The sequence below is a fragment of the Bacillus sp. BS1807G30 genome (genome assembly GCF_040047675.1).
In the GTDB taxonomy this organism is placed as follows: domain Bacteria; phylum Bacillota; class Bacilli; order Bacillales; family Bacillaceae; genus Bacillus; species Bacillus altitudinis.
Genome location: NZ_CP157353.1, coordinates 2,554,007 through 2,567,892 on the forward strand (window position 1 = coordinate 2,554,007; position 13,886 = coordinate 2,567,892).

Genomic DNA, 13,886 nt, shown 5'->3' on the forward strand with positions numbered 1-13,886 from the left:
TGAAGGGGTTCCTATTCATCCTACCAATGATTGATTAACAAAACATGAATTCATTGTAAAGATCATGTAAATTTTAACGCCACTTTCCATTCTTCTCTATTTTGACTTTAAACTCACGGTAAACGTCGTCCCTTTGCCTTGTTTGCTATGAACAGAAATCGTTCCTTCATGTGCTTCGACAAGGTGTTTGACAATGGCAAGACCAAGCCCTGTACCGCCTGAGTTTCTACTTCGATCTTTATCAATTCGATAAAATCTCTCGAATATTCTTGGAATCTCACTCTTTTTCATACCGATTCCTGTATCTGCTACATCAAATTCATAGCTGTCTTTCCTCTGTCTTGCTGTGATCGTGACACTTCCTCCCTCTGGTGTATAGGTGAGAGCATTATTGATCAGATTGAGGAAAATTTGTTTTAATCTCAGCGGATCTGCCATGACATAGACCGGCTCTTTCGGGACACGCACTTGTAGGTCAATGCCTTTTTCAGCAGCCTTTTGTTTTAGCAGCACTTCAATCTCTTGAATGATTTCTGTCGCATTGGCTTCTTGAATATTCAGCTTAAAATGCTGCTGTTCAATTTTCGAGAGATCAAGTAAGTCTTGGATGAGCGTTTCTAAACGAATACTCTCTTTTAGGATGATGGACAAAAATTGTGTGAGCGCTTCTTTGTCGTCAATAGCACCATCCAGAAGTGTTTCAGAAAAGCCTTTGATGGACGTGATCGGTGTCTTTAATTCATGTGACACGTTAGCGACAAAGTCTTTTCGCATCTGTTCTAGTTGCTTTGTTTCTGTTACATCATGAAAGACAAGAACAATTCCTTTCCATTCATCGTCTGTACTTAAGATCGGAACACCATCGACTTGAAAATAACGGCGCTCGATGTCAACAGCGAGACGTAAAAACTTTCGGACCTTGGTTTCTGTCATGAAAATTTCGTCTATTAACTCAATAATCTCTTCATGGGTAAAGGCTTCATGATACAGCTTGTGCATGTAAATATGCTTTTGCACTTTGAATTGCTTGCGGAATGTTCGATTGACTAAGTGAATATAGCCCATTTTATCAATCAAAATAATCCCCGCTCCGATGTTTTCAATGACTGTTTGCAGACGATCTCGCTGCATTTCGCCAGCGCTTGTCATGTCTTGAAGACTTTCTGCCAGACGTTTCATTGATGTATTGAGTTCACTTGTTTCAATGATCAGCTCTTCATAGTTATTTGTATCATAGTTCCCTCGTTCAAGCTGTTTGGCCACCTTTGTGGCATAATCAATCGGCTTTACATACTTCATCGACATGCGATAGCCAAAGAAGACGATGATAATGATGGCCGAACCAAGACAAAAGGCTAATGCAAGCCAGAGCTGGCCGTCAATCTCATTCAAAGGCTCGAATGAAGCATGAAGAAATAAATATCCCGCCGGTTCGTTTTGTTTCATCATTGGAACTGCATAATGAAACAGCGCATCCTTCTCATCCTCAATGAACGTTCCTTTTGTTTGGAGCTGCTCACTTTTCAGTGTGTTTAAAATGACAGCCCTTTGTTCTGCTTGACCCGTTGTATGTATGATATTCCCCTTCACGTCCACAATCGACGCATTCATATCGAGATGCTGCTTTGCTTGATTGAGAATCTTCTTGTTTTGCTCCGCGTTCAAATCTTCCACATTCATTGAAGAAAGGAGAAAACTCGATTCCTTTTCCATTCGTTCGGTTAATTTTGTTTCATAGAAAATATGAAACATATGATCCAAGAAAAGACCAAGCGCAACAAACACAATAAACAGGAGAAAAATGAGCCCAGAAAAAAGGCGGGTTCTCACTTTACTCATTTGGCTTTGGCTCCTCCAATTTGTAGCCTAAGCCTCGAATGGTTTTAATATATGTTGGTTTTTTCGTGTTCTTTTCAATTTTGTCCCGCAAGTGGCTGATATGCACATCCACAATACGAGTATCACCTGCAAAGTCATAATTCCAAACCGCACTTAACAATAGATCACGCGTCAAGACACGGCCTTTATGCTTAGCCAAATAAAGAAGCAGTTCAAATTCCTTTGGCGTGAGCTCTAGACGTTCTTCTTGGAAATAGACTTCGTAATGTTCAGGTAAAATGCGCAGGTCTCCAATTTTGATTTGGTCTGCAATGATCTCTTCCTTCTCTTCTTGCACGGGAGCCGGCTGAGATTGCTGTGCTCTTCTCAAAATGGCTTTTACCCGAGCACCCACTTCTCTAGGACTGAAAGGTTTTGTCATGTAATCATCGGCTCCAAGTTCAAGACCGAGCACCTTATCAAACTCATCGTCCTTTGCTGTCAGCATTAAAATAGGGAACATCATTTTTTGAATTCTCAGTTGTTTGCACACTTCAATGCCGTCCATTTTCGGAAGCATTAAATCAAGCACAATCAGATCAGGCTGTTCACTTGCTGCTTTTTCAAGCGCTTCTTCTCCGTCTCTTGCTGTGACGACATCGTAGCCCGCCCTTTCAAGGTTATAGCTTAGAAGTGTTACAATTGATTCTTCATCATCCACAACTAATATTTTTTTATTCATGTTGTGCCTCCAATTAGTGATTTCCCCTGCATCCGGTTTTTTGTATCTTATGTGAAAAGCGAGAAGTCATGCTTTCTCTTTCATTTTAACGAAAGCTTAACAAGAGAACAATTTAAAATTTCGACAAGATTGGTTTTGTAAACAAAAAGAAGACTCCTCATACGAGAAGCCTTCTTTTTTATTCATATTAAGACAATACTTTCATGACGTTCTTTACAGATTCAACAGAACGGTCAAGCTGACTTCTTTCTTCTTCTGTCAGCTCAAGCTCGATGATCTGCTCAAGGCCGTTTCCACCTACGATTGTTGGAACGCCAAGGTAAATGCCTTCGTAGCCATATTCACCTTCAAGGTATGCAATCGTCGGCATGACGCGGCGTTGATCTTTTAAGATCGCCTCAACCATTTCAACGAGTGAAGCAGCAGGTGCATAATACGCACTACCGTTACCTAATAGGTTAACGATTTCACCGCCGCCTTTTCTTGTTCTTTCAACAATTGCATCAATTCGCTCTTTAGGAATTAATGTTTCCAGCGGGATACCGCCTGCATAAGAGTAACGTACAAGAGGAACCATGTCGTCCCCATGTCCGCCAAGAACAAAGCCCGTCACATCTTTCACAGATAGGTTTAATTCTTGAGCAACGAACGTACGGAAACGTGCTGTATCAAGAATTCCTGATTGTCCGATGACTTTTTCTTTTGGTAATCCTGATTCTTTATAAACTGCATATGTCATTGCATCAACAGGGTTTGTTAACACAACAATGATCGCTTCTGGAGAATATTTAACGATTTCACGTGTCACACTGCGCATGATTTTTTCATTTGTTGACACGAGGTCGTCACGGCTCATTCCCGGCTTTCTTGCAATTCCTGCCGTAATGACCACGACATCAGAACCGGCTGTATCTTCGTAGTTAGAAGTTCCTGTAATATTCGCATCGAAGCCTTGAACAGGGCTTGCTTCCAGCATGTCAAGTGCTTTCCCTTTTGTCGGGTTCTCAAGCTGAGGGATATCCACTAATACGACATCCGCTAATTCTTTTTGAGCTGTTAGAAATGCTGTAGTTGCTCCAGTAAAGCCTGCTCCGATGACAGATACTTTTTTACGCTTGTTTGCCATTTCCTTTTTCCCCTTTAACTTTAAAGTTTAAGAATCAAGACAAGTTTTTGATGAGCTCGTCAGCAAACTCAGAACATTTCACTTCTGTTGCACCGTCCATTAATCTAGCAAAATCGTACGTGACGACTTTAGATGCAATTGTTTTTTCAACAGATTGAATCACTAGATCAGCAGCTTCTTGCCATCCAAGGTGCTCAAGTAAAAGCACGCCTGATAGAAGAACAGAAGATGGATTCACTTTATCAAGACCAGCATATTTCGGTGCTGTTCCGTGAGTCGCTTCAAAAATAGCGTGTCCTGTTTCGTAGTTGATATTTGCACCAGGTGCGATACCAATTCCACCAACTTGTGCTGCAAGTGCGTCAGAGATGTAGTCTCCGTTTAAGTTCATTGTTGCGACAACATCGAACTCAGCTGGACGAGTTAAAATTTGTTGAAGGAAAATATCTGCAATGCTGTCTTTGACAATGATTTTGCCAGCAGCTTCTGCTTCACTTTGCGCTTTGTTTGCCGCATCTTTTCCATCTTGTTCTACAATACGATCATATTGTGCCCATGTAAAGACTTTGTCGCCGAACTCTTTTTCAGCCACTTCGTAGCCCCAGTTTTTGAAGGCTCCTTCTGTAAATTTCATGATGTTTCCTTTGTGAACAAGTGTCACAGATTTACGGCCTTGGTCAATCGCATATTGGATCGCTGCTCTGACAAGACGAGATGTTCCTTCTTCAGAAACTGGTTTGATTCCGATACCTGATGTTTCTGGGAAACGGATTTTATTCACACCTAATTCGTTTTTCAAGAAGTCGATTAACTTCTTCACTTCGTCTGATCCTTTTGCATACTCGATTCCTGCATAGATATCTTCAGTGTTTTCACGGAAGATGACCATGTCTGTGTCTTCTGGACGTTTCACAGGAGATGGTACGCCTTGGAACCAGCGAACTGGACGTAAGCATGTGAATAAATCAAGCTCTTGTCTTAGTGCCACGTTCAATGAACGGATTCCTCCGCCAATTGGTGTTGTCAGTGGTCCTTTGATCGCGATTAAATATTCACGAATGTCTTCAAGTGTTTGCTCTGGAAGCCACTCGCCAGTTTTATTGTAAGCTTTTTCACCTGCATATACTTCTTTCCAAGTGATTTGCTTTTCACCTTTATATGCTTTTTCTACAGCTGCTTCAAGAACTCTTGATGCTGCTTTCCAAATGTCAGGACCGATTCCGTCCCCTTCGATAAACGGGATAATTGGATTATTTGGTACATTCAATACGCCGCCAGTAACTGTAATTTTTTCGCCTTGTGACAATGATATTACCTCCCAGGTTATGTAGTGAATATTTGAAACTTCCAAGCTTGATGTCTGCAAGCCAAGAAGTTTTTCACGTGATTCGTTTTTTGTTGATATGGAGGCTGATTGGTTTAGATGGATCAGCCTCCGCTATTCTATAAACATTAGTCTCTTTCACTGATCGGAACAAACGTTTGAAGATCAGGTCCAATATAGTCAGCTCTTGGACGGATCAGACGGTTGTTGTCATATTGCTCTAAAATGTGAGCAATCCATCCAGAGAATCGGCTGATCACGAAAATTGGTGTAAACAAGTCATGATCAATCCCAAGACTGTGATAGACAGAAGCAGAATAAAAATCAACATTTGGTGGAAGATTTTTCTCTGATGTCACGATTTCCTCTGCGCGTACAGACATTTCATACCATTTTGGCTCGCCTGTGAGATTTGTTAAGCGCTGGCTCATTTCTTTTAAATGTTTTGCACGCGGGTCACCCTGGCGGTAAACGCGGTGGCCAAAGCCCATAATTTTCTCTTTCTTCTCTAGCTTACCATGAATATAGGAATCTACGTTTTCAACTTCGCCAATTTCTGACAGCATCTTCATTACGCCTTCATTCGCGCCGCCATGAAGTGGTCCTTTCAATGCGCCGATAGCCGCTGTTACACCAGAGTAGATATCTGATAGTGTAGCAACACATACACGTGCTGTAAATGTCGATGCGTTTAATTCGTGATCCGCATGTAGAATGAGCGCTTTATCAATCGCTTCAATTTCTACTGGTGAAGGCTCTTCGCCGTTTAGCATATATAAGAAGTTTGCAGCATAGCTGTATTCTTCTTTTGGCTGTACAGGCTCAAGTCCCTTTCGAATACGTGAGAATGCAGCGACAAGTCCAGAAATTTTCGCTTGTAAGCGAATGGCTTTTCTGTAATTCGCTTCTTTGTCCATAATCTCTGATTCGTCATCAAGTAAACCTAATAAGGATACCGCTGTACGAATCGCAGACATTGGATGAACCCCATCCAGCGAATAAGATTTAAAGTGCTCAATGATCTCTTGCGGAATATGAGCATTTTCATTGAGCTGCTGCTTTAACTCGCTTAGCTCCTGCTCATTCGGCAGCTTTAAGTGCCATAACAGGTAGACAATTTCTTCGAAAGTAGCTTTTTCAGTTAAATCATCGATATTGTACCCTACATAAGTAAGAGTATCATCAATAATTGAGCTTACGGATGAAGTTGTTGCCACGATACCTTCAAGACCTCTTGTTGCTGTCATGTTCAATCTCCCCTTTTTAAAAAGATTCCCCTTCGTTGCAAAATTCTCGCTTTTTGAAAGCGCTATCCAACCAAAATAGGCTGGCAGGTTTAGAAAAGAAAATGCTTACATTTACCTATACGGTTAGAGCGCTTTTAGCCTCATATCTCTTGTTTGATCAATGAGTTCAAAATTAAGCCTATTCCCATTATAAACAATAATCAGACATTTGTTAAATGTTTAACTATAATTTTTTTTGATATTTTTTTTTCCAGCCTTCCGGTTCGGGCATGGAATAAAGGGATTTTGCTTCTTTTAATATATTTAATTATGTTTTTTTGCAAAAGCTCACGTCAGAAAAAATATCAAAAGAAAGTGGCATGAGCCACTCTCTTTTTAACCGCTGAAAAATTTCACTGCTTGCATCGCTAAATAGGCAATTCCAGCACCAATCAGCGGGCCAACAGCCACACCTTTGAATAAACTGACAGCCAAAATCGTACCGAATACAAGCGCTGCTGTGATATGCGGATCGTTTTCGAGTAGCACAATGCCGTTTTTTGCAATTAATGCTACTAATATACCCGCTCCGAGTGCAATCCAAGCATAAGAGGATTTCATTGCTTCTCCAAGCTGTTTAAATCCAATGTCCCCTGTTGCGATCGGTACAAGCACAGCGATCGTGATGACCGTCACACCCCAATTGATACCTTTTGATTGCAGAACCGGGAAAATTTTTTGATCTAATCCAATGAGTTTAATCGCAATCAGCACAGAAACCGCTAAAATTAACGAATTGTTCTTCGCTATGAGTGCAATGACGAGTAAAAGAATTAAAAATAAATTGGCTTGAGTGAACATATGCCGCCCCTTCCTTTCTTTTTATTGCGACCTTTTCATATTACTAATCTTTTTGAATAAAATGAAGTATCGGACATGCTTGTTTTTTGGAGGGGATTGTGTGAATCACACGTATGTGGCCATTTTTTTGCGAAGTTTGATGATTTTCAGCATCGCCGTTTGTGCGGTTGTTTTTTTATATCAGTCTTTTCCGTTTTTATATCCATTTTGGATTGCATTTGCCGTGTCGTGTTTGATTCATCCAGCCGTATGTAAAATCGAAAACATGACCGGGATGCCAAGAGGTTTTGTTGTCATCATTGTGCTATTACTCTTTTTAGTGGCAGCAGCCGGATTCATGACACTTTTAGTGGCGGAAATCATTTCAGGAAGTGCTTATTTAGCAAAGGTACTGCCAGGTCATCTTGATCAAATGATTGGGATTGTGGAACGTTTTTTCACGGATCAGATTTTGCCTTTATATCATGATTTGACTGCTCAATTTAATACACTTCAAGCAGGTCAAAAGGAGTCGATTTTAGGACAAATCCAAGCACTTGGTGACGAAGCAGCGGCAAAAATCGGGACTTTCCTTTCAAAAACTCTTGAATTCATTCCAGCTTTTTTAGGTCTTTTGCCTGATGCAGCAGCGACGCTTTTATTTTCCGCACTAGCGACTTTTTTTATCACAAAAGATTGGTTTACATTAAAAAAATATGGTTCTCGTATCTTTCCCGCCAAATGGATGCTTCATACACGTGCCATCTTATCTGAAATCAAAAAAGCCATTTCTGGCTTTATGAAAGCCCAGCTTCTCCTTGTTGCCATGACAATTGGTATCGTGCTGATTGGACTTTTCATCTTAAAGGTCGAGCATGCGATTGTGATCGCTCTATGTATTGGTCTAGTTGATTTACTTCCTTACATCGGGAGTGGCACGGTTTTTCTTCCGTGGATCATTTACTCCGCCATGACAGGAAATCTTTCACTCGCCATTGGACTGGGCATTTTGTATATTGTGGTGCTCATTCAAAGACAAATATCAGAGCCAAAAGTCTTAAGTAAATCAATCGGTCTTAATCCTTTAGCAACACTCGTGGCATTGTTTGTCGGGTTAAAATGCTTTGGTTTTCTTGGACTTGCACTCGGTCCCGCTTCTCTTGTCGTTTGGCAGGCGTTTCGTAATGCAGGGGTTTTCAGAGACCTTTATCAGTACATTCGGTATGGTGCGCAAAAGTAAAAGAGACCTGATGAGAAGGTCTCTTTAGCGTATAATCGTATAGCGTTTGCGATTGGACATGTTTCTAAGCCAGCGCTCAAAGAGCGGTTTGATCCGTTTTCTTGTCATGGGAATGAGCAGAACAGCCCCAATCAGATCAGAAAGGAATCCAGGTATGAGCAGCAGCAAACCACCGATCAGAATGCAGAAGCCATCGACAATGGTGGCCCCTGGCATTTTGCCATATTGTAAATCTCGCTGTACTTTCTGAAATGCTTCTATTCCTTGTTTTCTTGCAAAGTAAGCACCTAGTGCACTTGTCAGCACAATGACTAGCATCGTTGGTAAAATACCAATGATGTTACTTGAGATTAAAAATAAACTAATTTCAACTGCTGGGAACAGAATCAATAATAGTAGAAAATATTTTTTCAACCATATCACCTCATGGGGTCTCTTTCATCGAAAGCTGTTTACTTTTTTTAGTGTAACATAAAAAAAGAGAGGAGTCAGATAACTCCCCTCGTGTGTGATTTAAAGGACGCTTGCACGGCCTTTGTAGATCGCTCCGCGTGCTGGATCTACTGTAATCTCTTCGCCTTCTTTTAGAAGTGTTGTGGCACTGTCGAGACCAACAATGACTGGAATGCCAAGACTGAGCCCAACGACTGCTGCATGGCTTGTTAAACCGCCTTCTTCCGTGATAAGGGCAGACGCTTTTTCTAAAGCACCCATCATATCACGATCTGTGCAGTTTGCGACAAGAATCGCACCATCGTACATTTTTTCCTCTGCTTCTTTTCCGCTTTGTGCAATAACAACCGGTCCAAATGCAGATTTGCGGCCAATTCCTTGACCCTTCGCAATGATGTCACCGACAACATACACTTTCATTAAGTTGGTTGTACCTGTTTCACCAACTGGCACACCAGCTGTAATCACGATTAAATCACCATGTCTTACATAGCCTGTTTCAATTGACTTTTCTACTGCATTCTCAAGCATTTCATCAGTAGATGTCGTTTTTGAACCGCTCTTTGCAAATACACCGAATACGAGTGAAAGTTTTCTTGCCACTGATTCGTTTGCTGTGACTGCTACGATTGGTGCTTTTGGTCTATATTTTGAAATCATTCTTGCAGTATGACCACTCTCAGTAGGTGTCACAATCGCTGCCACATCAAGCTTCATAGCTGTGTGCGCAACAGATTGACCGATCGCATCTGTAATGCTGACCTCTACTTCTTCGCTTCTGCGAGAAAGGATTGCTTTATAGTTAAGTGCTTCCTCTGAACGTGAGGCAATGTTGTGCATTGTTTGCACAGCTTCAACTGGATATGTTCCTGCTGCTGTTTCACCAGATAGCATGATCGCATCTGTACCGTCAAAAATAGCATTTGCCACATCACTTGCTTCTGCACGAGTTGGACGCGGGTTACGCTGCATGCTATCCAGCATTTGAGTTGCTGTGATGACAGGCTTGCCTAAACGGTTGCATTTTTTGATCAGCATTTTTTGAACAAGCGGTACTTCTTCTGCCGGAATCTCAACACCAAGATCTCCACGAGCGACCATCAATCCATCTGATACCTCAAGGATTTCATCGATGTTATCAACGCCCTCTTGGTTTTCAATCTTAGGAATGATTTGAATGTCAGCTGCGTTGTTCTTTTCAAGCAGCTCACGAATTTCAAGAACATCAGAAGCTCGTCTCACAAAAGAAGCTGCGATGAAATCGACACCTTGTTCAATTCCGAACAGAATATCATTGGCATCCTTTTCTGTAATACCCGGCAAGTTCACACTCACACCCGGTACGTTAACACCTTTTTTGTTTTTCAGTGTACCTGTATTCATCACTTTTGTGACGATTTCTTTTCGGTCCTTATTTAATTCTTTTACTTCTAGACCAATCAGACCATCATCTAATAAGATGGTTGAGCCCACTTCTACATCATGAATTAAATCTTCGTACGTCACACTGATTTTTTCAGTGTTTCCCACAATGTCTTCCATACTCACGATAAGATCAGCACCAGCAACTAACTCAATTGAGCCGTTTTCAACTGTACGTGTACGGATCTCTGGACCTTTTGTATCAAGAAGGATCGCAATGTCCTTGCCTAAAGTTTTACCTGCTTTGCGAATGTTTTCAATACGTGCACCATGCTCTTCAAAATCTCCATGAGAGAAGTTTAGTCTGGCTACATTCATTCCTGCTTCAATCAATTCAGTCAGCTTTTCAATGTTTTCACTTGCTGGACCGATTGTACAAACGATTTTTGTCTTTCTCATTACTGTTCCTCCTAAGGTCTTCTCGTTTTATATAGAGAGCTCTTGTGAAAGTCGGTACATATTTTGATCGACTGTATGCTTTTTATCTAAGATGTCTAAAATATCGTGATGAACGAGTTCGTTGCTTTGAATTCCTACACAGCGTCCGCCTCTTCCTTCAAGAAGAAGTTCTACTGCATACGCTCCTAGGCGGCTTGCGAGCACTCGGTCAAACGCACTTGGAGAACCTCCACGCTGAATATGTCCTAAGACAGATACACGCGTTTCAAGGCTTGTCTCTTCTTCAATTCTCTTACCAAATTCGACACCGCTACCTACGCCTTCTGCGACGATGATGATACTGTGCTTCTTGCCGCGCTCATGTCCTCTTCTCAATCTGGCAATAATTTCGTCCATGTCATAGTCTGCTTCAGGAATTAAAATCGATTCAGCTCCGCCTGCAAGACCTGACCAAAGGGCAATATCCCCTGCATGTCTTCCCATTACTTCCACTACGTATGTACGTTCATGAGATGTGGCTGTATCACGAATTTTATCAATGGCATCAATGACTGTATTTAGTGCTGTATCAAAGCCAATAGTGAAATCAGTACCTGGAATGTCATTGTCAATCGTGCCGGGAACACCTACACATGGAAAACCGAGCTCTGTTAATTTCTTCGCTCCCATGAATGAGCCATCTCCACCGATGACAACAAGTCCTTCAATACCGAATTTTTTTAAGTTCTCAATCCCTTTTTCACGACCTTCAACTGTCTTGAATTCAGGACATCTTGCCGTGTAAAGTTTTGTTCCTCCACGATGAATGATATCGCCTACTGAACCTATTTCGAGTTTCTCAATTTTACCGTTAATTAGACCTGAATATCCATTATAAATACCGTAAACTTCTACATTATGGTAAATTGCTTTCCTTACAACTGCGCGCACAGCTGCATTCATTCCTGGGGAATCCCCACCGCTCGTTAAAACTCCTATACGCTTCATCTTTTTCACCTCAGAGACCATATATGAATTAAACATACCATTTCCACTGCTTGAAAACAATCATGAGCAAAACCGGATGTTTTCAATACGAATTTCTAAAACCGTACTTATTATACAATTAAATAAAATGTTTTTAAACAAAAGTTAAGAAAGTCATGAAAGCACTTTGTTCAAAAAACAGTTGTTTCAAGTGCTCTAAACCTTGTCAAATCAACGTTTTCAGACGTTTCAAATTTTATGAAAACAAAAGAAAATTATTTTCAAATAGCGCTTACATCAGATCGTTTTGATGAAAAAAGACGAAAAAAATAAACGCCAGCCAAAAGGCTGTACGTTTATTTAGTTTACCCCAATATATTGATTTTCAATCGATACTTTGCCGATTGCTTTGTATTTTTGATATCTTTGTTCGACTAATTCTTCAGGCGATTGTTTGAGCAAAGATGTAAGTGACTGTTTTAATGTTTTTTCAATGTAGGCTGCTTGTTGTTTCACGTCTCGGTGTGCTCCACCTTGCACTTCTTTAATAACATCATCTATAATATCTAATTCTTTTAGGTCTGGAGCGGTAATTTTCATTGATTCTGCAGCTTTTTTTGCAAGTGATGAGTCCTTCCAGAGCAGTGCTGCTGCACCTTCAGGTGAAATCACTGAATATGTTGAGTTCTCTAGCATAAATAGGTGGTTTCCTACGCCTAAGCCTAGTGCTCCGCCACTTCCGCCTTCTCCAATGACAATACAGACAACCGGTACACGAAGTCCTGCCATTTCGAAAAGGTTTTTCGCAATTGCTTCACTTTGCCCGCGTTCTTCAGCTGCTTTACCAGGATAAGCTCCTTTTGTATCAATAAAGCAAATGATTGGACGATTAAATTTATCTGCTTGTTTCATCAAGCGCAATGCTTTACGGTAACCTTCTGGATGCGGCATCCCGAAATTACGGCGCAAGTTTTCTTTTGTGTCTTTTCCGCGCTGATGACCAATGACTGTGACAGGAAGTCCTTTAAACGTGGCAATTCCTCCAACGATGGCTTCATCGTCACCATAAAAACGATCACCGTGACATTCGAAAAAGTTATCAAACAGCTCTTGAATGTAATCGAGAGTTGTTGGGCGCATCGCATGACGAGCAATTTGCACTCTGTCCCACGGCTTTAAATTTGTATAAATGTCTGTTTCAAGCTTACTCAGACGTGTTTCAAGGCGCTCAATTTCCGCACTTAAATCCATCTCTGAGTTTTGTGTGAACTTTTTCAATTCATCAATTTTCGCTCGAAGTTCAATGACAGGTTTTTCAAATTCTAGTTCTCCAGCCACTCTCGTTCACCTCCTGTGCTGTGTAATGCTAAGATTTGGCCTAATGTTTCTTTCATTTCTGCACGGTGAATCACAGCATCTAGCTGACCATGCTTCATTAAAAATTCAGCCGTTTGGAAGTCCTCTGGTAGGTCTTCACGAATGGTTTGTTCAATGATTCTGCGACCAGCAAAACCAATTAATGCACCAGGCTCTGCAAAGTTGTAATCACCGAGAGACGCGAAACTAGCTGATACACCGCCAGTTGTCGGATTGGTCATCACAGAAATAATCAGACCTTGATCCTCGCTGAACAGCTTTAATGCTGAACTTGTTTTTGCCATCTGCATCAGACTAAGAATCCCCTCTTGCATTCTTGCTCCTCCAGATGCAGTGAAGATGATAAATGGCACCTTGTCCGCTTTTGCTTTCTCAATAGCTAGTGTAATCTTTTCACCAACGACCGAGCCCATGCTGCCCATACGGAACGTGGCATCCATGACAGCAATGACAGCACTTTGACCTTTAATTTCACCTTTTCCTGTCACGATGGCTTCATTCAAAGATGTTTTTTCTCTGTCTTTCTGAAGCTTTTCTTCGTAGCCTGGGAAACCTAGCGGGTTCTCAGAAATGAGGTGACCGTTAAATTCTTCAAATGTGCCTTCGTCTACAAGGCTTTCAATACGTTGTTTTGCATTCATTTGCAAATGTCTGCCGCAATTCATGCAAACACGTAAATTTTTATCTAGTTCTTTGGTGAGCATTATTTTTTTACATTGCGGACATTTGGTCATGATGCCTTCAGGCACATCTTGACTTGCCTGTTCAGAGGGTACAGATGCATATTTTTTCTTTTTACTGAAAATATTCTTGATTGACAAATGACTACCTCCCTTTTTGAAGGGTTTTTTCTTTACACGCACATCCACTATTATAGGACATGTCATAACTGTACCGAAACTATTGTACTTTTTTTGTCAAACGCTGTCATCCTTCATTCAATTTTTTCAGTG

General features: G+C 41.0%; 12 protein-coding genes. 1 reads left to right on the plus strand and 11 read right to left on the minus strand.

Annotated elements, in window-relative coordinates; translation table 11 throughout:
- Window positions 1-96: 96 nt before the first annotated feature.
- From ABG082_RS13145 to ABG082_RS13170, 6 genes are all read right to left on the minus strand, one after another.
- Window positions 97-1,839 carry an ATP-binding protein gene (locus ABG082_RS13145; protein ID WP_025207771.1) on the minus strand — a complete coding sequence of 581 codons (1,743 nt, stop codon included), beginning with the start codon at window positions 1,837-1,839 and terminating at the stop codon, window positions 97-99.
- A complete protein-coding gene (locus ABG082_RS13150; protein WP_007501691.1) occupies window positions 1,832-2,560 on the minus strand; it encodes a response regulator transcription factor in 729 nt (242 codons plus the stop codon). The genes ABG082_RS13145 and ABG082_RS13150 overlap by 8 nt, the downstream gene beginning before the upstream one ends.
- A 187-nt stretch (window positions 2,561-2,747) precedes the next feature.
- Window positions 2,748-3,686, minus strand: a complete 939-nt coding sequence (mdh, locus tag ABG082_RS13155) for a malate dehydrogenase (RefSeq protein ID WP_007501693.1) — start codon at window positions 3,684-3,686, stop codon at window positions 2,748-2,750.
- Window positions 3,687-3,720: 34 nt separating this feature from the next.
- Window positions 3,721-4,992, minus strand: a complete 1,272-nt coding sequence (gene icd, locus ABG082_RS13160) for an NADP-dependent isocitrate dehydrogenase (RefSeq protein WP_008346060.1) — start codon at window positions 4,990-4,992, stop codon at window positions 3,721-3,723.
- A 146-nt stretch (window positions 4,993-5,138) separates the two neighbouring features.
- Complete coding sequence (gene citZ / locus ABG082_RS13165; protein ID WP_008346063.1) at window positions 5,139-6,257, minus strand: citrate synthase; 1,119 nt, start codon at window positions 6,255-6,257, stop codon at window positions 5,139-5,141.
- A 375-nt stretch (window positions 6,258-6,632) separates the two neighbouring features.
- Window positions 6,633-7,097, minus strand: coding sequence for a DUF441 domain-containing protein (locus ABG082_RS13170; RefSeq protein WP_017367832.1), 465 nt, complete (start codon window positions 7,095-7,097; stop codon window positions 6,633-6,635).
- 100 nt (window positions 7,098-7,197) lie between these two features.
- Between ABG082_RS13170 and ytvI the strand changes: the two genes are divergently transcribed.
- Entirely contained in the window at window positions 7,198-8,316 is a 1,119-nt protein-coding gene (gene ytvI / locus ABG082_RS13175) for a sporulation integral membrane protein YtvI (RefSeq protein ID WP_025207772.1), read from the plus strand.
- Between the two features lie 24 nt (window positions 8,317-8,340).
- On the opposite strand, the gene ABG082_RS13180 is transcribed toward ytvI, so the two are convergent.
- The 5 genes from ABG082_RS13180 to accD all read right to left on the minus strand — a co-directional run bounded on the left by ABG082_RS13180 (window position 8,341) and on the right by accD (window position 13,754).
- Complete coding sequence (locus tag ABG082_RS13180; RefSeq protein WP_007501703.1) at window positions 8,341-8,730, minus strand: FxsA family protein; 390 nt, start codon at window positions 8,728-8,730, stop codon at window positions 8,341-8,343.
- Between the two features lie 99 nt (window positions 8,731-8,829).
- Window positions 8,830-10,590, minus strand: coding sequence for a pyruvate kinase (gene pyk, locus ABG082_RS13185; protein WP_348936168.1), 1,761 nt, complete (start codon window positions 10,588-10,590; stop codon window positions 8,830-8,832).
- Window positions 10,591-10,617: 27 nt separating this feature from the next.
- Window positions 10,618-11,577, minus strand: coding sequence for a 6-phosphofructokinase (pfkA, locus tag ABG082_RS13190; protein WP_017358271.1), 960 nt, complete (start codon window positions 11,575-11,577; stop codon window positions 10,618-10,620).
- 339 nt (window positions 11,578-11,916) lie between these two features.
- Window positions 11,917-12,894, minus strand: a complete 978-nt coding sequence (accA, locus tag ABG082_RS13195; RefSeq protein ID WP_008346075.1) for an acetyl-CoA carboxylase carboxyl transferase subunit alpha — start codon at window positions 12,892-12,894, stop codon at window positions 11,917-11,919.
- Window positions 12,879-13,754, minus strand: a complete 876-nt coding sequence (accD, locus tag ABG082_RS13200; protein ID WP_008346077.1) for an acetyl-CoA carboxylase, carboxyltransferase subunit beta — start codon at window positions 13,752-13,754, stop codon at window positions 12,879-12,881. The genes accA and accD overlap by 16 nt, the downstream gene beginning before the upstream one ends.
- Between the last annotated feature and the right edge of the window lie 132 nt (window positions 13,755-13,886).